Below are 21,438 nucleotides of genomic sequence, written 5' to 3'. Positions count from 1 at the left end.
GGGTGGTCACAGTGCTCATCGTGCTTGGGTTGTGCGTCCCGGGAAGGGAACGCGCAGTCAGTTGCGGGCGGAGCGGTGCCTGCCGGTGGCCTCGTCGTTGACCGCGTGCAGCACCTGCCGGGCGACGAGCCGCGCCGTGGGCTTGATGGCCTGCCAGTACAGCTCCGCCCAGCGCCGGGCGACCGGGTCGTGCACCGTGACCCGGGTGTCGAGGGTCAGCAGGGTCTGCTCCCGGTCGAACGGCAGGATCGAGAGCGCCAGCGCGATCGTGCCGGACCGGGGGCGGTCGTAGCGCGCGAACTCGTGCGGCACGACGACGTCCCACCGCATGCGCGGCGTCCAGAACCGGCCCGCCGCGCCGAGCACGATCTCCTGGCAGGGCCGTTCGCCGAGCAGCACCCACCGCGCGCCGAGCAGGATCTCCTCGAACGCCGGGGCCGTTTCGTCCGGGCGCAACCGGACCGGCAGCCCGCGCGCCCAGGTGAGCACCCGCAGCACGGGGGAGCGCAGGTCCGCGCCCCGCAGCTGCGCCACCACGGCGTAGGTCTCCCCTGGCGAGGCCGCGACCACCAGGTGCTCGGTCAGGGCGAAGTCGCGGCAGGGGGCGAACTCCGCCAGCAGGCTCGGTTCTCGGCCGCCTGCAACGTCGTCGGAGGGCACTCGAAGCCACCTCGTCTCCATCTCGGTGCCACCGAGCCTGGCGAACCCCGCGCGAGAGGCGACAGGGTCGAAGGTCCCCGGAACGGTGGGACTTCGACCGTGCCCTGCCGGGTCCATTGTGGACGATGTGGATGTCGCGGCGGCGAGACCGGCCCGGGCGCGGTCGGCGTCGGCGAGTGGCGCCCAGCCGGTCGACGAGGCCCAGGGCGCCGACTCGTCCACTATGGACTTCGACAGGACCGGTGTCCGGCCGCTAGGGTCTTTCTCCCCTATCGGCAGGTCGCCAATTGCGGGAAGGATGGACTGGACGTGTGGGCCGAGGGGGACGCCCGTCCGAGAGCACTCCGGCACCGCCGGGCTGCGACCCGGAATGGGAGATCGAGTGGATCGTGATCGCGCGACGCGGGTCTGGGCCGCGGTGTCGCTCCGCGCCAGGCGGCGGGACGAGGCGCTGGCCCCCAGCCACGCGTGCCTGGCCTGCGTGGAAGCGCTTGCCCTGAACGGAGCCGGCCTGATCGTCGCGAGCGGCGTGGGCACGATGGAGCCCACGTACGTGACCGGCCCGGGGGTGGACGGGCTGACCGAGCTGCAGCTGACCCTGGGGGAGGGGCCGGGGGTCGAAGCGGTGGAATCGGGCCGTCCGGTCGTGGCCGGTGACCTGGCCGCGCCCGAGGGGGCACGCCGGTGGCCGGTGTTCGCGGCGGAGGCGGTGCAGCGCGGGATGCGGAGCATGTACAGCGTCCCGCTCGCGCTGGGGGCGCTGCGGGTCGGCGTGCTCGACCTGTATCGCGCGGAGCCGGGCGAGCCGGACACCGAGGAGCTGCTGGACGCGGTCGTGTACGCGGACACCGCGCTCCTGCTGGTGCTCGACGACCGCGGCGGCATCGCGACCCCGCCCGGCATCGACGACCAGCGGCCCGCGCTCTGGAACGCGGAGGTGCACCAGGCGGCGGGCATGGTCTCGGTGCAGCTGGGCGTGCCGGTGCTCGACGCCCTGGTGCGCCTGCGGGCCCACGCCTACCGCCAGGACCGGCCCCTGACGGACGTGGCCCGCGCGGTCGTCGAACGGCGGCTGCGGCTGCCGGACAACGGAAAAGGGTTCCGCCCGCCGGACGGCGCACCCTGAGAACTGTGCATTGTGGACTAGAATGGTCAGTGTTCGCGGCACCCGGTCAGGCGGGCCATCGCGATACGGATGCCGGCGTCGAAGGCGCCGGGAGCGAGGTTGCGGGGCAGCGAATCGGGCCGGTCGGCGGCGACGAGCGGGCGCGCCAGCCCGATCCCGGTGACCGTCCAGCCGCCGGGCGGGTGCAGGCTCCGCTGGGTGATGTTGACCGACGCGGTCCGGCCGGCCGCGCGGCGGACCAGCGCACGGTCGCGGCCCGCCGGCACGAGCAGGTCGCCGTCGTCGAGGACGAAGCACGTCAGGGTCACCGGCTGCTGCCCGTCGATCGACACCAGCACCGGGCGGTAGCGCTCGGGGGAGCGGATCAGCTTCACGCATTCGACGTGCGACAGGGTTTTCGCCGGCACACCACTCCTCGTCGGTCTGATGTCCATAAAGGATAGTCAATGCGATGGGGCCATCCCATGGCCGAGGAACTTAGTCCCTCGCCCCGTCACGCGGGAGTGAGGGGACCGCGAGCGCCACCATCCGTTCGGGATCGTCCGGTTCAGATCATCGGAACGGTAGGATAGGGTGCGAAGCCATGTCGAGCCGACGGTTGAGCACGACCTCCTACGTCGTGCTGGGGACGATCGGGCTGCGCGGGCCGTCGACGCCGTACGACCTCAAGCGCGCCGTCGGCCACTCCGTGGGCTACTTCTGGTCCTTCCCGCACGCGCAGCTGTACTCCGAGCCCGAGCGGCTGGAGAAGATGGGCCTGCTCGAGGTCGAGACCGAGGAGACCGGGCGCCGGCGCAAGACCTACCGCATCACCGCCGAGGGCAGGCAGGCGCTGCGCGACTGGCTGGGCTCGCCCACGAACGAGCACTTCGAGATGCGTGACATCGCCGAGCTGAAGCTGTTCTTCAACGAGCTGGGCGATCCCGGCAACGTGGCGAGCCTCGCACGCGAGCAGATCAAGCAGCACGAAGAGCGGATCTCGGTGTACGAGCAGATGCAGCGCCGCTTCGGCGGCGACGACCGCGTCGCCCGCCGGATGATCACGCTGCGGCTCGGGCTGGAGATGGAGCACGCGGCGCTGCGCTTCTGGAAGTCCGTCGCGGAAGAGTACTGATCGTCCTTCCTGGCTGACCTGGCCTTCGAGCTGCCAGGCGAGTCTTCGTCACACCACCGGCCTTGACGGGCCTCGGGCCTTCTCGTACTCTCCAATAGTCTGAAACGGACCATCTGAAACAGATCGTAAGCTGCTGTCGCGACGGAGGGACGGTCATGGATCTGGGCACCGTGCTGCGCTGGACCGCCGAGCGCTATCCGGCGCGCCGGGCTGTGGGCGGACCGCACCCGATGTCGTACGCGGAGTGGGACGCCCACACCAACCGCCTGGCGCGGGCGCTGGCGCGGCTCGGTGTCCGCCGCGGCGACCGGGTCGTGCTGTCGCTCGCCGGCGGCGAACCCTTGGCCAGCCTGCACTTCGCGCTGCAGAAGCTCGGCGCGGTCTCGGTGCCGCTGTCCTTCCGCTTCGGCGCGGCGGAGCTGGCCTACTGCGTCGCCGACGCCGCCCCGGTCATGCTCGTCACGGACGAGTCGACCGAAGCCGTCGCCGACGAGGCGCTCGCGGACCTGCCGCCGCTCACCCGGGTCCGCTCGGGCGCGGCGGCGGGCACCATCGAGCGCCTGGCGCCGGCCGAGCCCGACACCGCGCCGGACGCGACGGTGTCCGAAGAGGACATCAGCGTGTTGCTCTACACCTCGGGCACGACCGGGAAGCCCAAGGGCGTGCCGCGGTCGCACCGCGCCGAGCACGCCGCCGCGATCGCCCACCTGGTGCAGACCGGGCAGCCGCTGGCCGGTGCGGCGCTCGGCGTCATGCCGATGTTCCACACCATGGGCCTGCGCACCCTCGTGGCCACGGTCGCCGCCGCCGGCACCTGGGTGCCGCAGGTCCGGTTCGACGCCGAGGAGGCGCTGGAGCTGATCGTCGCCGAGCGGGTCCGGTCGCTCTACCTGGTGCCGACCATCTACTGGTCCCTGGTGCGGACCGGCCGCCTCGCGGAGGCGAAGTCGGTGCGCAAGCTGGCCTACGCGGGCGCCTCGATGACCCCGGCGCTCGCCGAGCAGCTGTGCGACGCGCTGGAGCCGGAGTCGTTCGTGAACCACTTCGGCAGCACCGAGATCTACACCTTCACCATCGGCCCGGACGTCGCGGCCAAACCGGGGTCGGCCGGCCGCGCCGGGCTGTTCTCCCGCGTCCGGCTGATCGACCCCGACCCCGCCGCGGGCCCGGACGACGTGGTGGTGCCGGGGCAGCAGGGGCAGCTCGCGGTCTCCATGGGCAGTCCCGAGGCGTTCGGTGGGTACTGGCGCCGTCCCGACGCGAACGGCAGGTCGATCCGTGGCGGCTGGTACTTCCCCGGCGATCTCGCGGTCGAGGACGAGGACGGCGACCTGTGGGTGGCGGGCCGGGTCGACGACATGATCAACTCCGGCGGCGAGAACATCTATCCGGACGAGATCGAGGACGCCCTGATCCGCTGTCCGGTCGTCCGCGCGGTCGTCGTCGTGGGGCTGCCCGACGACCGGTGGGGCCAGGCGGCGACGGCGTTCTTCGTGCCCGAGGAGGGCACGACCGCCGAGCACGCGATGGCGGTGCTCGAGCTCTTCGCCCGGGAACAGTCCGGGCTGCCCTCGCTCAAACGGCCGAAACGGCTGATCGCCGTGGACGCCCTTCCCCAGTCGGCCGTCGGCAAGATCCTCCGGCGCGAGCTCACCTCGGGTCACTACCGGGCACTGGCCGACAGCACCACGAAAGCAGACAGGTGAACCGCATGACCGCCGCCGCATCGCGCACCACCGCGCGGATCGAGGATCCGCCGCTGCTCACCGGCCGCGGCCGGTTCATGGACGACATCGACCCGCTGCCCGGGACGCTCACCGCGGCGATCGTGCGCAGCCCGCACGCGCACGCCCGCATCCGGGGGGTCGACCTGGCGGCCGCGCGCCGGCATCCCGGCGTCGCCGCGGTGATCGGGCCCGAGGAGGTCGCCGCCGGGCTGCGGCCGTTCCCGCTCGCGCTGAAGACGCCGATGCCCTACTACCCGACGGCCGTGGACAAGGTCCGGTTCGTCGGGGAGCCCGTGGCGGTCGTGGTGGCCGAGGACCGCTACGTCGCCGAGGACGCGGCCGAGCTGGTGCAGGTGGACTACGAACCGCTGGCGCCGGTGGTCGACGTCGAGAAGGCGCTCCTGCCGGCCGCGCCGGTGCTGCACGAGGAGGCCGGGGGCAACGTCGCGACCGACCGGACCTTCGCCTTCGGCGACGTGGACGAGGTGTTCGCCGCCGCCGACCACGTCGTGCGGGGCAAGTACGCGTTCCCGCGCTACTCCTCCACGCCGATGGAGTGCTACTCGGTGATCGCCGACTGGCAGGACGAGGCCGACGGGCCCGCCATCCAGGCGTGGACGAACTTCCACGGCCCGTTCTCGATGCTCGCGGTGCTCGCCGGCGCCTTCGGCGTGCCCGCCTCGCGGATCCGGCTGATGGTCCCGGCCGACAACGGCGGCAGCTTCGGCATCAAGGCCGCCGTGTACCCCTACGTGGCGCTGATGGCGCTGGCCAGCAAGCACGCGGAGCGGCCGGTGCGCTGGACCGAGGACCGGATCGAGCACCTGCTGGCCAGTTCCGCCGGTTCGGACCGCACGATGTGGTTCGAGGCCGCGGTGTCCGCCGACGGCCGGGTCCGGGGGCTGCGCGCGGACCTGGTCGACAACGTCGGCGCCTACCTGCGCCCGCCCGAGCCGAGCACCCTCTACCGCTGCTTCGGCAACATCACCGGCGCCTACCGGATCGACGCGGTCGCGCTGCGCTCGCGTGCCGTGGTCACCAACAAGACCCCGACCGGGCTCAACCGCGGCTTCGGCGGCCAGCAGCTCTACTTCGGACTGGAACGGCTGATGGACGAGGTCGCCGGGGTGTGCGGCCTGGACCCGGTCGAGCTGCGGCGGCGCAACTTCGTGCAGCCGGAGGACTTCCCGTACCCCACCCCGACCGGCGGCGTCTACGACTCGGGCGACTACCCCCGCGCGCTGGACCTGCTCGTGAAGAACGCCGACTACCAGGCGTTGCGCGAGCGACAGCGGCAGGCGCGCGAACGCGGGGAGTACTTCGGCATCGGGGTCGCGACGATCGTGGACCCCTCGGCGACGAACATCGGCTACGTCGGCCTCGCCACCCCCGCCGAGCAGCGGGCGCCGGGGCGGGGGAAGTCCGGCTCCACCGAGCACGTGCGGATCAGCGTGGACCCGGGCGGGATCGTGTCGGTCCTGCTGGGCACCGTGCCGCAGGGACAGGGCCACGCGACGGTCGCACAGGAGGTCGTCGCCGGTCAGCTGGGCCTGCCGCTGGACCAGGTGCGCCCGGTGGTGCAGATGGACACCGCGACCACCCCGTGGACGATCAGCACCGGCAGCTACTCCTCGCGCTTCGCACCGTTGCTGACAAGCGCGCTGGTCGAGGCGAGCGAGAAGCTGGCCGCGACGATCAGGGTCGCGGGCGCCACACTGTTGCAGGCCGATCCCGCCGAGGTCGAGCTCGCCGACGGAACGGTGCGCGTCGTCGCGGACCCCACCCGGTCGGTGGCCTTCCGGCACGCTGCCGGTCTGGTCCACTGGGACCCGGGCTCGCTGCCCGAGGGCGTTTCCGCGCGGCTGTACGAGGAAGCGGCGTTCACGCCACCGCAGTCCAAGGCCGCGAGCCGCAGCGACCAGATCAACTCCAGCCTCTGCTACGGGTTCGTCGCGGAACTGGCCGTCGTGCGGATCGAGCCCGCCACCCGGCAGCTCACCCTCGAGAAGGTCGTGACCGTGCACGACGCCGGCACGATCCTCAACCCGACGCTGCTGGAAGGGCAGGTGCACGGCGCGCTCGCGCAGGCCCTCGGCGGCGCGATGTACGAGGAGATGCGCTACACCGACGCGGGCCAGCCCACCGCCACGTTCATGGACTACCTCTGCCCGACGAGCGCCGAGACGACCTACGAGCTCGACAGCGACCACCTGGTCACCCCGTCGCCGCTGACCCGGCTGGGCGCGAAGGGCTGCGGCGAGGGCAGCAGCATGAGCCTGCCCGTCGCGATCGCGAACGCGGTCGCCGACGCGCTCTCGCCCGCCGGCGTGCGGATCACCAGCCTGCCCCTGCACGGGAACGTGCTCCACGAGCTGCTCAGCGGCCCCGCTGGCAGCGACCACGAAAGGAAACGCTGAGCGATGCCACTCACCGGAGGCGAGATCAAGCTGGACCGCGGGCACGACGGCCGTGTCGCCTACCTGACCCTGAGCCACGGCAGGTACAACATCATCACCTGGGAGACCCGGCAGGTGATGGCCGACCGGTTCGCCGAGATCGACGCGGACGACGACATCCAGGTGGTGGTCGTGCGGGCCGAGGGGGAGCACTTCTCCTCGGGCGGGGACATCGCGGGCTTCATGGAGGTCGATCCGGTCGACTTCACCGACCTCGGCCACAACGTGACCGCAGCGGCCCGCAGCCCGAAGCCGGTGATCGCGGCCGTGGACGGCTACTGCTTCGGCGTCGGGCTGGAACTGGCGCTGTCCACCGACATCCGGGTCTGCACCGAGCGCAGCGAGTTCGCGCTGCCGGAGATGCGCCTGGGCATGATCCCGGGCTCGGGCGGCACGCAGCGGCTCGCCCGGCTCATCGGGCTCTCCCGCGCCAAGTACCACATCATGACCGCGTCCCGGATCAAGGCTCGGCAGGCCGGGGACTGGGGCCTCGTGGCCAACGTGGTGCCGGACCGGGCCGCCCTGGAGGCCGAGGTCGAACGCATCGTGGGCGTGCTGCTCGGCTACTCGCCGCTGGCCGCCCGCACCGCGAAGGAGGTGCTCGACAAGGGCGTCGACGCGCCGCTGTACTCGGGCATCGAGCTGGAGCGCAAGGCCTACGCGATGCTGCGGTCGAGCAAGGACTTCGCCGAAGGCGTCGCCGCGTTCGGCGAGAAGCGGGCCCCGAAGTTCCAGGGGCGGTGAGCCGAAGCCATGAAAGCCGCACCCTTCGCCTACGTCCGGCCGTCGTCGCTGCCCGAGGCGGTGGCCGAGCTCGGCGGCACGGGCGGGGGCGGCAAGGTCATCGCGGGCGGGCAGTCGCTGACCCCCGTGCTGGCCATGCGTCTCGCCCGGCCCGACACCCTGATCGACATCAACGCGGTCGACGGGCTCGACCGGTTCGCCCGTCGTGACGGCTTCCTCGAGATCGGCGCCACCGTGCGGCAGCGCCGCGTCGAGCACGACCCGGCGAGCGCCGCGGTCCCGTTGCTCGGGATGGCCCTGCCGTGGGTCGGGCACCGGGAGCTGCGTAGCCGCGGCACCGTCTGCGGCAGCCTCGCCCACGCCGACCCGGCTGCCGAGCTCCCGGCCGTGGCGTGCTGCCTGGCCGCGGAGATCGTGGCGACCGGGCCGGGCGGGCAGCGACGGATCCCGGCGCGGGAGTTCTTCTCCGGCGCGATGACCACAGCGCTCGAGCCCGACGAGATCCTCACCGCGGTCCGGCTGCCGGTCGCGCGTGCCGGCGAGGGCTTCGGCTTCGCCGAGATCGCACGCCGCCACGGCGACTTCGCGCTCGCCGGCGTGGTCGTGGCCGTGCGGGTCGGCGGCGAAGCCGTGCTCACCGGCTTCGGGGTGTCGGACCGCCCGGTGACCACGGACGTCTCCGGCGTGCTGGACGAGGCGGTGCGGGCGGCGTGCGGTGACCGCGGCCGCCTCGCCGAGGAGCTGGGCGAGCGGCTCGCGCCCGTGGCCGACGAGCTGGTGGACACCGAGGGCGACGCGCACGCGTCGGGCGACTACCGCCGCCGGCTGTTCCGGGTGCTGGCGGGCCGCGAGCTCGCCAAGGCGTACCACCGTGCACACGAGGAGAAGGCATGACGAGCAGCGAAGCGCCGAACCGGCCGAGGCCGGTGCGGGCGGGCGCCGGGGAACCGGTCGAGGTGCGGATGACGGTGAACGGCACGCCGGTGACGGTGCACGTGCCGGCCCGCGTCACGCTCGCGGACGTGCTGCGGGACCAGCTGGGTCTCACCGGCACGCACGTGGGCTGCGAGCACGGGGTGTGCGGGATGTGCACCGTGCTGGTCGACGGCGAGGCCGCCCGGGCTTGCCTGCTGTTCGCCGTGCAGCTCGACCAGGCCGAGGTCGTCACCGTCGAGGGGCTGGGCCGCCCGGACGAGCTGCACCCGCTGCAGGAGTCGTTCGGCCGCAACCACGCGCTGCAGTGCGGGTTCTGCACCCCGGGGTTCCTGATGAGCTCCTACGACCTGCTGACCCACCAGCCCGGCGTGCGCGAGCAGGACCTGCCGCAGGAGCTGTCCGGGGTGATCTGCCGCTGCACCGGCTACCGCAACATCGTGACCGCGGTGCGCGAGGCCCAGCAGGCCCATCCCGGCGGCATCCCCGCCCCGGGGAACTGCGCGCGGCGGGCACTCGCGGGCCGCGGCACCGGCCGGTCCGTTGTGGATGAGGAACCGACCGGCGCCCCCGCCGAACAGAGCGCCGCGAAGGCGGAGATCGTGCTCCCCGAAGGGGAACCCACCATCGCCGTGGACGTCGCGACCGAGGTCGGCGTCGGGCAGGACCAGGTGTGGGCGGTCTTCGACGACGTGCACCGGCTCGCGCGCTGCCTGCCCGGCGCCGAGCTCACCGAGGAGCTGGGCGAGGACTACTACGCCGGGCGCGCGCGGGTCTCCGTCGGTCCGATCAAGCTGGCCTTCAAGGGCGTCGCGCACATCGCCGAGCACGACCGGGCGGCGCGGCGGATGCGGGTGCTCGCCCAGGGCCGGGACACCGGCGGCGCCCAGACACAGGCGGACATCCTGCTGCGCACCGAACCCGCCGCCGAGGGCGGCACCCGCCTGCACGCCGAGGCGAAGGTGTACCTGACCGGCCGGATCGCGCAGTTCGGCCGGGCACTGGCGGGAGACGTGAGCCGGCACATGTTCGAGCAGTTCGCCGCCGCCGTGAGCGAGACCGCGACGACCGGCGACGCGCCGCAGGGCAGGGTCAAGGCGCCCGGCGCCTTCCGGCTGCTGCTGCGGTCCCTGCTCGGCAGGCTCCGGCGCCGCTCCCGGTGAGCCGATCCCGTCAGGCCCGCGGCCGGTAGGTGAGCGAGGCGAGGCCGGGATCGCTGCCCGGCCCGGCGCCGACGAGCTCCCACGTCCGCGCGGATCCGCCCGGCCGGTAGAGCGTCTCGCCGTCCGCGACGAACACCGGCACGACGGTGAGCGTCAGCTCGTCCACCAGGCCCGCGTCGCACAGGGTCTGGCCGAACCGGCCGTGCCCGTACACGACGAGATCCTTGCCGTGCTGGTGTTTCAGCGCCGAGACCGCCTCGACGACGGCACCGCGCACCACGGTGGTGTTCGTCCACTCGGGACGGTCGAGGGTCGCGGAGAACACGTACTTGGGCATCGCGTTGAGCCGGTCGGCGTACGGGCCCGGAACCGACGGCCACTGGCGGGAGAAGACCTCGTACGTGTGCCTGCCCATCAGCATCGCCCCGCTGTCCTCGAGCACCGTGCGGGAGCGTGCCGCGCTGCCCTCGCCGAAGTAGGGGCCGGCCCACCGCAGCGGCTCGCTCGTCACACCGTTCAGCGAAACCAGCACCGCCTGCACCAGCCGGCGGGAGTTCTGTTGCGTCATACGGGTTCCGACTCGCGCGCGGGCCGAAAGGAATCGCGGCCTCGCCCCGGCCCCCCGATCCGGGGCGAAGCCGCTTCCTTCGTCAGCCCTGGTCGCCCTGAGCGGCGGCCGGGGCGAGCCCGTTGACCTGCGCGGCGTCGGCGACCGCGTCCGCCGCCGCTTCCGCGGCGTGCGCGGCCTCGTCGGCGGCCCGCGCCGCGACGCTGTCCGTCGCGGTCGCCTCCCGGGCGGCCGGGGTCGCGGGCAGGGCCTCGGTGAACGCGCGGGAGACGCCCTGCAGCGCGGAGGTGACCTCGCTCGGAATGACCCAGAACGTGTTGCCCTCGCCCTGCGCGAGCTGCGGCAGCACCTGCAGGTACTGGTAGGCCAGCAGCTTCGGGTCGGGGTCGTTGCGGTGCACGGCCTGGAAGACCTGGTCGATCGCGCGCGCCTGGCCCTCCGCCTTGAGGATCTCCGCCGCCCGGTTGCCCTCCGCCCGCAGCACCGCGGCCTGCTTGTCGCCTTCGGCGGTCAGGATCTGGGACTGGCGCTGCCCCTCGGCGCCGAGGATCGCCGCGCGCTTGTCCCGCTCGGCGCGCATCTGCTTCTCCATGGCCTGCTTGATGGTCTGCGGCGGGTCGATCGCCTTGATCTCCACCCGGTTGACCCGGATGCCCCATTTGCCGGTGGCCTCGTCGAGCACCCCGCGCAGCTGGCTGTTGATGGTGTCGCGGGAGGTCAGCGTGCTCTCGAGGTCCATCGAACCGACGACGTTGCGCAGGGTCGTGACGGTCAGCTGTTCGACCGCCTGCAGGTAGCTGGCGATCTCGTAGGCGGCGGCACGCGGGTCGGTGATCTGGAAGTAGAGCACCGTGTCGATCTCCACCACCAGGTTGTCCTCGGTGATGACCGGCTGCGGCCGGAACGACACCACCTGCTCGCGCAGGTCCAGCGGCGCGTAGACGCGGTCGATGTAGGGGATGACGAAGTTGAGCCCGGGTTGCAGGGTCCGGTGGTACCGGCCGAGCCGTTCGACGTTGCGCGCACGGGCCTGCGGCACGACGCGCAGGGCGCGCAGCACGGTGATGACGACGAACAGGGCGACGAGTATCCCGACGACCAACAGGATGGACACTTCCATGACTACTCCCTCGGGTAGACGAGCGCGGTGCTGCCACTGATCTCCATCACGTCGACGGCCGCCCCGGCGGGGATCACCAGGGTCTCGTCGTAGGCGCGGGCGGTCCATTCCTCGCCGTCGATCCGGACCCGCCCGCCGAACCCGTCGACCTGCTGCAGGACGTACGCGCGTTTGCCGATCAGCGCGTCCACGCCGAAGCGTTCGCGGGGCGGGACCGCCAGGTGGCGCAGCGCGACCGGCCGGACCAGGACGAGCCCGGCGGCCGCACCGGCGGCGAAGACGAGCGCCTGTGCGAGCGGCGGGATCCCGGCGGCGGCGAACCCGGCCGTGATCAGCGCCGCCGCGCCGAGCATGCCCAGCGCGGCGGTCAGGGTGAAGATCTCGACACCGCCCAGCACGACCGCCGCGATCAGCCAGATGACCCAGAGCTGCATGGCGACCCCCTGCCTGTCGAGCAGTGCGGACCTTTCCCGTACAACCCATCGTGTTCGCCCCGGCACATCACCGACAAGGCGGGCGACCGGCCACGCTGACGGTCTCTTTGTTGCCGGCGCCCGGCAACGAGACTTCCGAGCTGACCGGGCGCTTGCGGCTAGGCTCGTCATCAGGAGCTGCCGGGCTCCGGCAACCGGGGATGGAGGGATCATGAACATCGCCGAGGTGGCGGCGCGAGCCAGCCGGGACGCGGGCGGAGTCTCCCCGGCCCTGCTGGAGGGATACCTGGAGATGCTCGACCGGGTGAGCAGGACCGGCCGGCGCGTCGCCCGCGACGAGCTGGACTCCCGCCGCGCCCTCGGCGCCGCCGCCGCGGAGCAGGGCGTGCCGCTGCGCGCGCTCGTCGACCTGTACCTGAGCGCGAACTGGCTGTGCTGGGGCGCGTTGCCGGCGGTGGCGATCGCGGCCGGGGCGGAGCAGCTGCGCGGGGTGGCCGAAGCGGTGCTGCGGGCCACCGACGACGTCGTCGTCGCGCTCGCCGACGGCTACGACCAGGCGCAGCGCCTGCAGGTGCGCCAGGAGGAGGCCGAACGGCGCGAGTTCATCGACGACCTGCTCTACGGGCGTGGCGACCTGGGGCGCCTCGCCGAGCGCGCCGAGCATTTCGGGCTGCGCCTCGCGGGCAGCTACCTCGTTGCGGCGGCCCGCGCCGGCAACCCGTTCACCGACGGCGACGCCACCACCCGGCGGGTCGAGTCCGCCCTGCTCGGCCGGTTCGACATCCGCGACGTGCTGATCACCGCCAAGGACGGGCTGCTGCTGTGCATCGCCCCGGGCACGGCGGCCGACGTGCCCGCCGAGTTCGCCCGCCAGGTCGAGCTGCTGCTGACCGGCGAGCGGGACTGGCAGATCGGCGTCGGGCGACCGCACCCCGGCCCGGGCGGCATCCTGCGGTCCTACGAGGAGGCCCGCACCGCGCTGGAGCTCGCGGGTTCACTCGGCCTCACCGCCCACGTGCTCGACGCCGCCGAGCTGCTGGTCTTCCAGGTGCTCTACCGCGACCGGGCCGCGATCGTCGACCTGGTCGAGACGGTGCTCAGCCCGCTGGAGGGCACCCGCGGCGGTGCCCGTCCACTGCTCGACACCCTCTCGGCGTACTTCGCGACCGGCGGGGTGGCGGCGGAGACGGCGCGGCAGCTGTTCCTCAGCGTGCGGGCCGTGACCTACCGGCTCGACCGCGTCCGCCACCTCACGGGCTACGACCCGCGCGAGCCGTCGCAGCGCTTCACGCTGGAGGCCGCCGTGCTGGGCGCGCGGCTGCTCGGCTGGCCGGCGGGTCCCTGAGTTCCGCTGATCGTGCCGAGCGGCGTGGCGTCAGGCCGGGCCGGCGAGGCCGATCAGGTGGCCTTCGGGATCGGTGAAGTGTCCGACGACGAGATCGCGGCCCGGCGCCCGCGACGGCCCCATCTTCCGTGTCCCGCCGAGGTTTTCGGCCTTGTGCAGCGCGGCCTCCACGTCCGGGACGCCGACGTAGAACAGGACGCGGCGCTCGCGCCCGGCGCCACCGCCGACCCCGCCAGCGATGCCTTCGCCGGTCTCGGTGAACCCGTAGTTCCCGGCCTCGGACACCTCCTCGGCGACCTGCCCGGACGTGTCGAACTCCCACCCGAACAGCCGGCCGTAGTAGCCGCGCAGAGCGGCCGGGTCGGTACCGATGATCTCGAAGTGGACAACGGGTTGTGGCATGACGTGCTCCCTTCGGGGTGGCTCACGCTAGCAGCGTGACTTGTTAAAAACAATCGCTTATCTCTAGGATGCGGGCATGCCGACGAGCCGGAGCTACCAGGAGGCGTGCGGAATCGCGCGCGCCCTCGACGTCGTGGGGGAGCGCTGGGCGCTGCTCGTCGTGCGCGAGCTGCTGTTCGGGCCGCAGCGGTTTTCGGTGCTGCGCAAGGCGCTTCCGGCCGCGAGCACGAACCTGCTGACCGACCGGCTGCGCGAGCTCGAGGGCAACGGGGTGCTGCACCGGCGCCGCGTGGACGGTGCCTGGGTCTACGAGCTGACCGAATGGGGACGGCGGCTGGAGCCGATCCTGCTGGCGCTCGGCGGCTGGGGCCTGCGCGTCCCGCTGCCGCCCGGGCCGGCGCTCAACGCCACCTCGGTCATGATCTTCCTGCGGGGCGTCGTGCGCCCGGGGCCTGAGGCGTCCTACCGCATCGAGCTCGACGGTCGCGTGTGGACGGTCCGCACCGGCGGCGGCGAAGTGTCCGTGGCGGCCGGCGAACCGGCCGAGGCCGACGCCTCGATCCGCACCGATCCGGCGACCTTGAACGAGCTGCTCTCCGACGCCGCGACCCTCGACACCGCGGTGTCGGACGGGCGCGTGGTCGTCACCGGCAGCCTGCCGGCCTTCCGTCGCCTCGTACGGTCCGCGGTCACGCCCTGACCGAGCTGGACTCGTCGTCGAGCAGCTGGGCGAGGAAGCGGTTGTGCCCGGCCTGACGCCGGTACCCGGCGGTGTCGCGGACGCACTCCGGGCACCAGTGCCCGGCCGCGAGGATCAGGTACGGGCTGCCGGTGAAGACGTGCCCGAGGCCGCACCGCCACCGCAGGGGCCTGCGGGGCCGGCCGGTGACCGGCTCCGACAGCAGCTCGCCGCCGCGGAAGGCGGCGGCCCCGGCGAGGTCCCGCGCCGTCCACCGCGCCGGGTCCCGGTCCTCGTCGTAGCCGTGGTCGAGGAAGGTGGGGGTGCGTGCGGGCCGTGGTTCCTCGAAGTCCGCCCAGGTGCCGATGCGCGCCCACTCCTCGCGGGAGCCGAAGTAGGCGCGGATGCGCTCCTCGTCGTTGTCGCGCAGCCACGCCATCGTGCCGCGCGGGTGGCGGGTGAGCGGCTTGACCACGAGGTGCTTGACCAGCCACGGCGGGACCCTGCCCGCCAGCCGGACCGACGGGGGCGCGCCGCGGACGGCCCGGGCGAGGGCGCCGTCGAAGGTGTCCCGCCGGAAGGGCACCAGCTCGTCCAGCCGGTCGGAGTCGGTGTACCAGTGGCCGTGGAAGTTGCGCGTGGCGAACCAGTCCCGGTCGTACCACCGGCGCACGTCCGGCACCCCCAGCGCCGCCATCATCCGGGTCTGGAACTCCCAGTTGGTCAGTCGCCAGCCCTCGCCGCCGCCGATGTTGTACACGTGGCCCCAGAACCCAGCCGGCACGTCGTCCTCGCAGATGCCGGCGAGCAGCCGGGCGGCGTCCTCCGCGGACACCCATTCCAGCACGCCGCCGATCGGGGTGTGGGTCATGATCGCGTCACGGACCCGGAGCAGGCCGGGGTGGAAGATGCCGGTCTGGCGCAGCCACGCCCACCGGGGCAGGCCCGAGTCGACCAGCTCCCGCTCGGCGGCGACCTTGCTCTGCCCGTACTCGTCGTAGCGGGACACCCGCAGCGGATCGCCCACCCGGCCCCAGTGGTGCGGCGGGTTGCGGTCGCCGGTCTCGGCGACCGAGCCGATCATCACCACGCCAATGGTGCCGGGGTCGGGCTGGGCCCGGACCGCCCGGATGATCGTGCGGGCACCGCCGACGTTGACCCGGTGGGTCAGCTCCGGGTGGTCGTCGGCCACCGGGGACACCACCGCGCCGGTGTGCAGGACGAAGTCGGCGCCACGCAGAGCCGGTTCGACGGCCGCGTAGTCGGTCACGTCGCCCTCGACCACCCGCAGGTTGTCCATGTCCCGGTAGCCGCGGATGATCGCGCGGTCCTGCTCGGTCGGCAGGACCAGCGCCGTCACCTCGAACTCGGCGGACCGGCTCGCGAACTAAGCGAGTACGTGGCGGCCCCAGTTGCCGGTCGCGCGGGTCAGGAAGACCCGCTTGCGTCGTGCACTGCTCATCCGACGATCATGACGCCGTCCGGTGCCCGTCCGGAAGACGGTTCGGCAGCCGGGCCCGGGTGTCGTCGATGCCGGCCATCAGGTCGCCGAGGTCCTCGACCCGGCCGAGGACGTCGTCGGCGGTGAAGACCAGCTCCGCGGCGCGGCGGCAGGCGCGCACCTCGTCCCAGGTGAGCGGGGTGGAGACGGTGGGCCGGTCGCGGCCGCGCAGCGAGTACGCCGCGATGGTGGTCTTCGCGGGGTTGTTCTGGCTCCAGTCGATGAACACCTTGCCCGGGCGCAGTGCCTTGGCCATCTTCGCGGTGACCAGCGCGGGGGTCTGCGCCGCGAACTGCTCGGCGAGCGCCTTGGCGTAGGCCGAGGGCGCCCGCGGGCTGCGGGTCCGGATGCCGGCGCAGACCTGCATCCCCTTGGAGCCCGAGGTCTTGGCGTAGGGGGTGAGCCCGTCGGCGACGAGCGCGTCGTGCAGCCGCTCGGCCACCCGGCAGCACTCCACGATGGTGGTCCCCTCGCCGGGGTCGAGGTCGAACACGAGGCGGTCCGGGTGCCGGGCCTTCGCCTCGCGGCCCACCTTCCACTGTGGAACGTGCAGCTCGAGCGCGGCCATGTTGGCCGCCCACACGAGCGCGGCCAGCTCCTCGATCAGCGCGTACTCGACGGAGTCGCCGTTGCCGCGGGAGCCGCTGCTGGGCAGCACTACGGTGCGCAGCCAGTCCGGCGCGCCCTTGGCCACGTTCTTCTCGAAGAACTGCTGCCCGCCGACGCCGTCCGGGAACCGGATGAACGTGACCGGACGGCCCGCCAGGTGGGGCAGGAGCACGGGCGCGATGTGCGAGTAGTAGTTGATGACCTCGCCCTTGGTGAAGCCGTCCGGGTACAGCGGCTTGTCCAGGTTGGACAGTGTGAGCCGTCGTTTTCCGGCCTGCACGGTGATTCTCTTAGCCGGGGGCGGCGGGGCCGCGGCCGGCTCGACGGCACGGGGCGCGATCACCTCGTCGGGGCTGCGGTCGGCGCGCAGGCCCCGCCAGGACGTGTGCCGCAGGCGGCCCGCGCCGCGGGTGAACTGCCGGTACTGGACCTCGCCGACGAGCACCGGCTCGACCCAGTGGGCACGCACGACGTCCTCCCGCGGTGGGGCGGTGGCGAACGGGTGCGTGCGGCGTTCGAGCTCTTCCAGCCGGGCCTGCAGCTCGGCTCGCTCGTGCCGGCTGAACCCGGTGCCGACGTCGCCGAGGTAGACCAGGTCGCCGGTGCCGGGGTCGTGCGCGCCGAGCAGGAGGCTGCCGAGCGTGCCGGTGAACCCGCGCTGCCCCGGCCGCCAGCCGCACAGGATGACCTCCTGGGTCTGGATCAGCGGATGCTTCAGCCACGCGTCGGGGCGGTGCCCCGGCACGTAGATCGAGCTGCGCAGCTTCGCGATCAGGCCCTCGTACCCCTCGGAGCCGGCCCGGTCGAGCAGGTCCTGCGGGGTGAGCCCGTCGCCGGCGAGCTCGTCGAAGGTGAAGGCGGGCACGATCGACACCCGGTCCGGCGCGGGCATCGGCAGCGCGGCGAGCAGCCGGCGGCGCTCGTCGTAGGGCTGCTCCAGCAGCCGGGTGTCGCCCAGCTGGAGCAGGTCGAACGCCAGGAACCGCACCCGGGCGTCCTCGAACGGCTCGTGGTGGCCCGCGGTGCGGTACTTCTGGTAGCGGCCCCGGCGTTCCTGCAGGAGGCCGAACTCGATCTGGCCGGCTTCGTTGCACGCGACGATCTCGCCGTCGAGCACGGCGGCACGGCCGCCGAGGGCGACGCCGAGCGCGCCGGCGAGGGTGGGGAACTCGTCGGTGAAGTCGATCCCGTTGCGGCTGGTCAGCACCGTCGTGCCGGACGGGGCGATCCGCATGGCGCAACGGTAGCCGTCCAGCTTGTACTCGTAGGCCCAGCCGGGCCCGCTGCGCAGCCGGCCACCGTCGGGCTTGGCGAGCATCGGCTCGACCCAGTCCGGGACGCGGGACCGGGCACTCGGGGCGACGCGCGCCATACCGACCTCCGTTCCACCGGGCCCGCCGTTTCCCGACGGTAACCCGTTCGGCCCAGCTTCGCTGGATAACCGCAGGTGGTGGTGGCCGGCGGGGTCGCGACGCCGCGGCGCACGAGGCCGGACTGCGATGGGCGGGGCTGCACCGGCTGCTCGCGCTCACCCGGGCCCAGCTCGTTCCCGCCGCCGACGCCGAGCAGGTCAGCCGGTGGTGACCCGGGCCTCCCGCGCCGGCTCTTCGTGCTCGACCGGGTCCTCGCCCGCCAGGACCCGGCGGGCCCGCGCGTGGTCGAAGTCCTTCTCCCACTTGCCGACCACGATGGTGGCGACGGCGTTGCCCAGCACGTTGATGAACACCCGCCCCTCGTTGAGGATCCGGTCCACGCCGACGATCAGCGCGAGCGCGGCCAGCGGCACGTGCCCGATCGCGGTGACGCTGCTCGCCAGCACCACGAACGCCCCGCCCGCGACCCCCGCGGTGCCCTTGCTGGTCAGCATCATCACCCCGACCATCACCAGCTGCTGCTGCCAGGACAGGTGGATGTCCACGGCCTGGGCCAGGAACAGCGAGGCCATCGTGAGGTAGACGGCCGAGCCGTCGAGGTTGAACGAGAACCCCGCCGGGACGGTGATCCCGACGACCGGCCTGCCCGCACCGAGCGTCTCGAGCTTGCGGATGAACTGCGGCAGCACGGCCTCGCTCGAACAGGTGCTCAGCGCGATCAGCAGCTCGTCCTTGAGGAACCGCATGAGGGCGAACAGGCCGAGCCGGCAGGCGCGCATCACCCCGCCCAGCACCACGAGGACGTAGAGCACGCAGGTCGCGAGGAACAGCAGGATGAGGTAGCCGAGCTGGGCGAGGCTGCCCGCGCCGTAGGTGCTCACCACCGCGGCGAGCGCGCCGAACGTGCCGATCGGGGCGAGCCGCATGATCCACGAGACGATCCGGAAGACCACGTCGGACAGTCCGGAGATGAGGTTCGTCAGCACCCTGGCGCGCTCGCCCGCGACGTTGAGGGCGAACCCGAACAGGATCGCCACGAACAGCGCGGAGAGGATGTTGTCGCCGGTGAAGGCCGAGAGCAGGGTGTCCGGGATGATGCCGGAGACGAAGTCGGTGAAGCCGGTGTGGGTGTTCTTCACACCCGGCACCGAGCTCGCGTCCAGCGAGCCGACGTCGACGTGCATGCCCGCGCCGGGCTTGAACACGTTCGCCACCACCAGGCCGATCAGCATGGACAGCAGCGACAGCCCGACGAAGTAGACCAGGGCCTTCACCCCGATCCGCCCGACGCGGCGCACGTTGTCCATCGACGCGATGCCCGTGGTCACCACGCAGAAGATCACCGGCGCCACGATCATCGTGATGAGCGCGATGAACCAGTCGCTCAGCGGCTTCATCGCACCGCCGAAACCGGGGAAGGCCAGGCCCACCGCGATGCCGAGCACCGCGCCGAGCAGGACCTGCACCCAGAGCTGCTTCAAGAACCGCAACCGTGACATCGTCGTCTCCTTCAGGCGGCGTGGGAAGGTCAGTCGTGCAGCTCGCGCAGCACCCGGTGGAAGGCCGCCTTGGCCTCGAAGCCGATGCCGGGGATCTCGGTGAGGCCCACCCGGCTGTCGCGCACCACGGCGTCGTCGGCGAACCCGCCGGTGGGCTGGAACTCGCCGGGGTAGGACTCGTTGCCGCCGAGCTTGAGCGCGGCGGCCAGGTGCAGCGAGAACTGGTGCCCGCCGTGCGGGACACAGCGCCGCGAGGACCAGCCGTGCCCGGCGAGCATCCGCTGGATCCGCAGGTACTCCACCAGCCCGTAGCTCAGCGCCGGGTCGACCTGGACGTAGTCGCGGTCCGGGCGCAGCCCGCCGTAGCGGATGAGGTTGCGCGCGTCCTGCAGGGAGAACAGGTTCTCCCCGGTCGCCAGCGGGCCGGGGTAGTGCTCGGCCAGCGTCGCGTTGAGCGCGTAGTCGAGGGGGTCGCCGGCCTCCTCGTACCAGAACAGCCCGTACGGCTCGAGCGCGGCGCCGTACTCCAGCGCGGTCCTGAGGTCGAACCGGCCGTTGACGTCCACCGCGAGGCGGGAGCCGTCGCCGCCCAGCACCTCCAGGACGGCTTCGATCCGTTCGAGGTCCTCGGCCAGCGAGGCCCCGCCGATCTTCATCTTGACCACGCGGTAGCCGAGGTCGAGGAAGCCCTTCATCTCGTCCTGCAGCTCACGCAGCCCCTTGCCGGGCGCGTAGTAGCCGCCTGCCGCGTAGACGAAGACCGACTCGTCGGGCTGCCCGTCGCCGTGGCGCCGCGACAGCCACCGGTACAGCGGCTCCCCGGCGATCTTCGCCGCGAGGTCGAACAGGGCCATGTCGAGCACGCCGACGGCCACCGAGCGTTCCCCGTGCCCGCCCGGCTTCTCGTTGCGCATCATGACCGCCCACGCCTTCGCGGGGTCGACGAAGTCGCCGTCGTCGGCCAGCAGCTCCGCGGGCTCGGCGGCGAGCAGGCGCGGGATCATCCGGCGGCGGAGGATCTCGCCGGCGCTGTAGCGGCCGTTGGAGTTGAAGCCGTAGCCCACGACCGGGCGCCCTTCGCGGACCACGTCGCTGACCACGGCGACGACGGAGCAGTCCATCGAGCTGAAGTCGATCCACGCGTTGCGGATGGCGGAGCTGATCGGGACGGTGCCCTCGTGCACGGAGACTATCTTCATGACCTGCCTGTCATAACTTATAAGATACGAGCCGATGTTAGGGTCGGACCTCGTCCCGGCGCAAGAGAGGGTGCAGTGACCGGCCCGAACGTCTTCCTCACCAAGAGCGACGCGGCCTACGCGGAGGTCCGCCGCCGGATCCTGTCCGGGGAGCTGGCCCCGGGATCCGTGCTCGCGCAGTACGACCTCGCGGAGTCGCTGTCGATGAGCATCACCCCGCTGCGCGAGGCCCTGCGCAGGCTCAAGGGCGAGGGACTGGTCGAGCTGGACGTGCACCGCGACGCGCGGGTCGCGCCGCTGCACGCGGCGGAGGCCCGCGAGCTGTTCGAGATCCGGCTGGCGCTGGACCCGCTGGCCGCCGGGCTGGCCGCGCGCCGCCGCACGGACGAGGACATGGCGGCGCTGCGCGAGACGGCGGGCCGGCTGCTGCCGGTCACGCGCCAGTGGGGGGAGGAGGCGCTGGTCGCGCACCACGCCTTCCACCGTGCGCTCTACCGGGCCTCCCACAACGAGAACCTGGTCGGCATGCTCGACGGGCTGTGGGACAAGTCGGACCGTTACCGCCGGATGGGCCTGGAGCTGCCGCCGGGCGAGGAGCCGCGGCTGCGCGACCACGCCGAGCACCAGACCATGATGCGGCTGGTGATCGACGGCGACGCCGAGGCGGCCGGGCGGCTCATGCGCGAGCACATCGAGCAGAGCCTCACGGCGGCCGCGATCTCCGCGCTGGAGGACGGCTCGCCCGCGCGGTGACGCTCTCCCGGGTTTGCCGGGAGGACCTTCGGG

At 72.6% G+C, this 21,438-nt stretch carries 20 protein-coding genes; 10 read left to right on the top strand and 10 right to left on the bottom strand.

Features of this window, described 5'->3' with window-relative positions:
• Positions 1-57 precede the first annotated feature (57 nt).
• A complete protein-coding gene (locus tag LWP59_RS20680) occupies positions 58-660 on the bottom strand; it encodes a hypothetical protein (RefSeq protein ID WP_144642757.1) in 603 nt (200 codons plus the stop codon).
• Positions 661-1,042: 382 nt separating this feature from the next.
• On the opposite strand from LWP59_RS20680, the gene LWP59_RS20675 reads away from it, so the two are divergent.
• Complete coding sequence (locus LWP59_RS20675) at positions 1,043-1,786, top strand: GAF and ANTAR domain-containing protein (RefSeq protein WP_144642756.1); 744 nt, start codon at positions 1,043-1,045, stop codon at positions 1,784-1,786.
• Positions 1,787-1,812: 26 nt separating this feature from the next.
• Here LWP59_RS20675 and LWP59_RS20670 read toward each other — a convergent pair whose 3' ends face one another.
• Entirely contained in the window at positions 1,813-2,193 is a 381-nt protein-coding gene (locus LWP59_RS20670; RefSeq protein WP_144642755.1) for a hypothetical protein, read from the bottom strand.
• A 176-nt stretch (positions 2,194-2,369) separates the two neighbouring features.
• On the opposite strand from LWP59_RS20670, the gene LWP59_RS20665 reads away from it, so the two are divergent.
• The 6 genes from LWP59_RS20665 (at position 2,370) to LWP59_RS20640 (ending at position 9,923) form a co-directional block, all read left to right on the top strand.
• On the top strand, positions 2,370-2,900 hold the full coding sequence (locus tag LWP59_RS20665) for a PadR family transcriptional regulator (protein ID WP_144642754.1): 531 nt from the start codon (positions 2,370-2,372) through the stop codon (positions 2,898-2,900).
• A 155-nt stretch (positions 2,901-3,055) separates the two neighbouring features.
• Positions 3,056-4,606: a class I adenylate-forming enzyme family protein gene (locus LWP59_RS20660; protein ID WP_144642753.1), complete on the top strand. Its 1,551-nt coding sequence runs from the start codon at positions 3,056-3,058 to the stop codon at positions 4,604-4,606.
• Positions 4,607-4,611: 5 nt separating this feature from the next.
• Positions 4,612-7,044 carry a xanthine dehydrogenase family protein molybdopterin-binding subunit gene (locus LWP59_RS20655; RefSeq protein WP_144642752.1) on the top strand — a complete coding sequence of 811 codons (2,433 nt, stop codon included), beginning with the start codon at positions 4,612-4,614 and terminating at the stop codon, positions 7,042-7,044.
• Between the two features lie 3 nt (positions 7,045-7,047).
• Positions 7,048-7,827: an enoyl-CoA hydratase/isomerase family protein gene (locus LWP59_RS20650; RefSeq protein WP_144642751.1), complete on the top strand. Its 780-nt coding sequence runs from the start codon at positions 7,048-7,050 to the stop codon at positions 7,825-7,827.
• A gap of 9 nt (positions 7,828-7,836) precedes the next feature.
• On the top strand, positions 7,837-8,721 hold the full coding sequence (locus LWP59_RS20645) for an FAD binding domain-containing protein (RefSeq protein WP_144642750.1): 885 nt from the start codon (positions 7,837-7,839) through the stop codon (positions 8,719-8,721).
• A complete protein-coding gene (locus tag LWP59_RS20640) occupies positions 8,718-9,923 on the top strand; it encodes a xanthine dehydrogenase family Fe-S subunit (protein WP_144642749.1) in 1,206 nt (401 codons plus the stop codon). The genes LWP59_RS20645 and LWP59_RS20640 overlap by 4 nt, the downstream gene beginning before the upstream one ends.
• 10 nt (positions 9,924-9,933) lie before the next feature.
• On the opposite strand, the gene LWP59_RS20635 is transcribed toward LWP59_RS20640, so the two are convergent.
• From LWP59_RS20635 to LWP59_RS20625, 3 genes are all read right to left on the bottom strand, one after another.
• On the bottom strand, positions 9,934-10,491 hold the full coding sequence (locus tag LWP59_RS20635) for a dihydrofolate reductase family protein (protein WP_144642748.1): 558 nt from the start codon (positions 10,489-10,491) through the stop codon (positions 9,934-9,936).
• Positions 10,492-10,573: 82 nt separating this feature from the next.
• Positions 10,574-11,611 carry an SPFH domain-containing protein gene (locus tag LWP59_RS20630; protein WP_144642747.1) on the bottom strand — a complete coding sequence of 346 codons (1,038 nt, stop codon included), beginning with the start codon at positions 11,609-11,611 and terminating at the stop codon, positions 10,574-10,576.
• A 2-nt stretch (positions 11,612-11,613) separates the two neighbouring features.
• Positions 11,614-12,045, bottom strand: a complete 432-nt coding sequence (locus LWP59_RS20625) for an NfeD family protein (protein WP_144642746.1) — start codon at positions 12,043-12,045, stop codon at positions 11,614-11,616.
• 211 nt (positions 12,046-12,256) lie between these two features.
• Between LWP59_RS20625 and LWP59_RS20620 the strand changes: the two genes are divergently transcribed.
• Positions 12,257-13,390 (top strand): PucR family transcriptional regulator, encoded by a 1,134-nt coding sequence (locus LWP59_RS20620; protein ID WP_144642745.1) that lies wholly within the window; start codon positions 12,257-12,259, stop codon positions 13,388-13,390.
• 30 nt (positions 13,391-13,420) lie between these two features.
• Here the strand turns inward: LWP59_RS20620 and LWP59_RS20615 are convergent, their stop codons facing one another.
• On the bottom strand, positions 13,421-13,792 hold the full coding sequence (locus LWP59_RS20615; protein ID WP_144642744.1) for a VOC family protein: 372 nt from the start codon (positions 13,790-13,792) through the stop codon (positions 13,421-13,423).
• A gap of 76 nt (positions 13,793-13,868) precedes the next feature.
• On the opposite strand from LWP59_RS20615, the gene LWP59_RS20610 reads away from it, so the two are divergent.
• Positions 13,869-14,492 (top strand): winged helix-turn-helix transcriptional regulator, encoded by a 624-nt coding sequence (locus tag LWP59_RS20610; protein WP_144642743.1) that lies wholly within the window; start codon positions 13,869-13,871, stop codon positions 14,490-14,492.
• On the opposite strand, the gene LWP59_RS20605 is transcribed toward LWP59_RS20610, so the two are convergent.
• The 4 genes from LWP59_RS20605 to LWP59_RS20590 all read right to left on the bottom strand — a co-directional run bounded on the left by LWP59_RS20605 (position 14,482) and on the right by LWP59_RS20590 (position 20,652).
• Complete coding sequence (locus LWP59_RS20605; RefSeq protein ID WP_222425659.1) at positions 14,482-15,831, bottom strand: NAD-dependent epimerase/dehydratase family protein; 1,350 nt, start codon at positions 15,829-15,831, stop codon at positions 14,482-14,484. The genes LWP59_RS20610 and LWP59_RS20605 overlap by 11 nt on opposite strands.
• A gap of 109 nt (positions 15,832-15,940) precedes the next feature.
• Entirely contained in the window at positions 15,941-17,953 is a 2,013-nt protein-coding gene (gene ligD, locus LWP59_RS20600; protein WP_144642742.1) for a DNA ligase D, read from the bottom strand.
• Between the two features lie 198 nt (positions 17,954-18,151).
• A complete protein-coding gene (locus LWP59_RS20595; RefSeq protein ID WP_144642741.1) occupies positions 18,152-19,453 on the bottom strand; it encodes a cation:dicarboxylate symporter family transporter in 1,302 nt (433 codons plus the stop codon).
• Between the two features lie 29 nt (positions 19,454-19,482).
• Positions 19,483-20,652 (bottom strand): mandelate racemase/muconate lactonizing enzyme family protein, encoded by a 1,170-nt coding sequence (locus LWP59_RS20590; protein WP_144642740.1) that lies wholly within the window; start codon positions 20,650-20,652, stop codon positions 19,483-19,485.
• 75 nt (positions 20,653-20,727) lie between these two features.
• Here LWP59_RS20590 and LWP59_RS20585 point away from each other — a divergent pair, with 75 nt between their 5' ends.
• The gene (locus LWP59_RS20585) at positions 20,728-21,405 is read left to right on the top strand and encodes a GntR family transcriptional regulator (protein ID WP_144642739.1); all 678 of its coding nucleotides are present in this window, start codon (positions 20,728-20,730) and stop codon (positions 21,403-21,405) included.
• The last annotated feature ends 33 nt before the right edge of the window (positions 21,406-21,438 follow it).

This window comes from Amycolatopsis acidiphila (genome assembly GCF_021391495.1).
Classification (GTDB): Bacteria; Actinomycetota; Actinomycetes; order Mycobacteriales; family Pseudonocardiaceae; genus Amycolatopsis_E; species Amycolatopsis_E acidiphila.
This window is presented reverse-complemented; position numbering and strand designations above follow the sequence as displayed.

Excerpts from the sequence above, each read along its gene's own strand:
- LWP59_RS20620 (WP_144642745.1), top strand. The coding sequence starts at position 12,257 with ATGAACATCGCCGAGGTGGCGGCGCGAGCCAGCCGGGACGCGGGCGGA.
- LWP59_RS20645 (WP_144642750.1), top strand. The coding sequence starts at position 7,837 with ATGAAAGCCGCACCCTTCGCCTACGTCCGGCCGTCGTCGCTGCCCGAG.
- LWP59_RS20635 (WP_144642748.1), bottom strand. The coding sequence starts at position 10,491 with ATGACGCAACAGAACTCCCGCCGGCTGGTGCAGGCGGTGCTGGTTTCG.
- LWP59_RS20665 (WP_144642754.1), top strand. The coding sequence starts at position 2,370 with ATGTCGAGCCGACGGTTGAGCACGACCTCCTACGTCGTGCTGGGGACG.
- LWP59_RS20660 (WP_144642753.1), top strand. The coding sequence starts at position 3,056 with ATGGATCTGGGCACCGTGCTGCGCTGGACCGCCGAGCGCTATCCGGCG.
- LWP59_RS20655 (WP_144642752.1), top strand. The coding sequence starts at position 4,612 with ATGACCGCCGCCGCATCGCGCACCACCGCGCGGATCGAGGATCCGCCG.
- LWP59_RS20640 (WP_144642749.1), top strand. The coding sequence starts at position 8,718 with ATGACGAGCAGCGAAGCGCCGAACCGGCCGAGGCCGGTGCGGGCGGGC.
- LWP59_RS20625 (WP_144642746.1), bottom strand. The coding sequence starts at position 12,045 with ATGCAGCTCTGGGTCATCTGGCTGATCGCGGCGGTCGTGCTGGGCGGT.
- LWP59_RS20650 (WP_144642751.1), top strand. The coding sequence starts at position 7,048 with ATGCCACTCACCGGAGGCGAGATCAAGCTGGACCGCGGGCACGACGGC.
- LWP59_RS20590 (WP_144642740.1), bottom strand. The coding sequence starts at position 20,652 with ATGAAGATAGTCTCCGTGCACGAGGGCACCGTCCCGATCAGCTCCGCC.
- LWP59_RS20615 (WP_144642744.1), bottom strand. The coding sequence starts at position 13,792 with ATGCCACAACCCGTTGTCCACTTCGAGATCATCGGTACCGACCCGGCC.
- LWP59_RS20595 (WP_144642741.1), bottom strand. The coding sequence starts at position 19,453 with ATGTCACGGTTGCGGTTCTTGAAGCAGCTCTGGGTGCAGGTCCTGCTC.
- LWP59_RS20610 (WP_144642743.1), top strand. The coding sequence starts at position 13,869 with ATGCCGACGAGCCGGAGCTACCAGGAGGCGTGCGGAATCGCGCGCGCC.
- LWP59_RS20630 (WP_144642747.1), bottom strand. The coding sequence starts at position 11,611 with ATGGAAGTGTCCATCCTGTTGGTCGTCGGGATACTCGTCGCCCTGTTC.
- ligD (WP_144642742.1), bottom strand. The coding sequence starts at position 17,953 with ATGGCGCGCGTCGCCCCGAGTGCCCGGTCCCGCGTCCCGGACTGGGTC.